At 66.4% G+C, this 1469-nt stretch carries 1 protein-coding gene; it reads right to left on the bottom strand.

The annotated features are described in order from the left end of the window. On the bottom strand, nt 1-1469 hold a 1469-nt coding region (locus JZ792_RS41085; RefSeq protein ID WP_216918378.1), incomplete at both ends, for a SpnB-like Rossmann fold domain-containing protein.

Raw genomic sequence — 1469 nt, 5'->3', positions numbered from 1 at the left:
GGTGTCGGTGTCGGTGTCGGTGAGCAGGATTCGGCCCGGTTCCTCCGACTGTGCCGAACGCACCAAACCCCACACCGCCGACGCCGCCGGATCGACCCGATCACCCGCGGTCGTGGTGACCGCCGCGCGCGTGAGGACCAGCAGCGTGCTGGACGCGAACCGCTGCTGAGTCGAGAACTCCTGCAACACACCCAGCACCCGATGGCTGATGGTGTGCGCCCTGGTCAGCACGTCGGTGCCGGTTTCACCGTCACGGCAGTCGAGCACCACCACCGGTGGCACCGGTTGGTCGGTGGGCTCGGGTTGTAGGTCGTTCCACTCCACGAATGCCACTTCCTGCGGCTGCGTGGGTGTGGCTGTCCAGTGCAGGGTGTGCACTGGGTCTCCGCTGCCTGCGGTGGCGAGTTGGTCCAGTTGTGCTGGGCGCAGGGTCAGCGATCCGATGGTGAGGACCGGCTGACCGTCGGGGTCGGTGACGGTCACACGCACCGTGTTGTGGCCGTGGGGGGTGATTCTGGCGTGCACGGTCGAGGCGCCGACAGCGTGCAACTGGACGTCTTCCCATGTGAAGGGCAGCAACGGGCCCGCGCCGGTGCCGGTTTCGGTGTCGTGGCCGGTGGTCATGGCGTGCAGGACCGAATCCAGCAGAGCTGGGTGTAGTCCGTAGTGTTTTGCCTCGCCGGCGGTTGCGGGGAGGGTGGCTTGGACGAGCCAGTCCTGTTCGGCGCGCCACACCGATTGCAGACCTTGGAACGCGGGACCGTAGCCGTACCCGGTTTCTGCCAGCTGTTCGTAGAGGCTGCCGGTGTCGGCGTGGGCCGCGCCCGCTGGTGGCCATGCCGCCAATCTCGTATCCACTGGCGTTGTGGAGGTGAGGGTTTCGACCGAACTCTGGGTTTGGAGTAGGCCTTGGGCGTTCAACACCCACTCCTGGTCTCGGGTTTGCGAGTACACCGACACTGTGCGAGTGCCGGAGGTTTCCAGCGCGCCGACGAGGACCTGGAGCGCGGTCCCACCCTCGGCGGGCAGTGTCAGGGGCGCGACCAACGTCAGTTCTCGTACCACCCCGCATCCGACCTCGTCACCGGCGCGGATCACCAGTTCCACCAGTCCGGTCCCGGGCAGCAACACCACACCACCCACGGCATGGTCGGCCAGCCACGGATGAGTCTGCAGCGACAGTCTGCCGGTCACGGTCACGCCCCCGGTCTCCGGAGACACCACCACCGCCCCGATCAGTGGATGATCGAGTCCCGACAATCCCAGCGAGTCGGGGTCTCCGGATGCGGTTACCGTGTCGAGCCAGTAACGACGGTGTTGGAAAGCGTAGGAGGGCAACGGAACCCGCGACGCGCTACGGCCATCGAAGACCGGTGTCCAATCGACTCCGACACCGGACACATCCACCACTGCGAGTGCCGAGAGCAGGGTGGTGTCCTCGACACGGTCCTTATGCAGCAGCGAAGCCA

This window comes from Nocardia noduli (genome assembly GCF_019038455.1).
Classification (GTDB): Bacteria; Actinomycetota; Actinomycetes; order Mycobacteriales; family Mycobacteriaceae; genus Nocardia; species Nocardia noduli.
The sequence above is the reverse complement of the archived record's forward strand: the minus strand, read 5'-3'. Positions and strand labels throughout refer to the sequence as shown.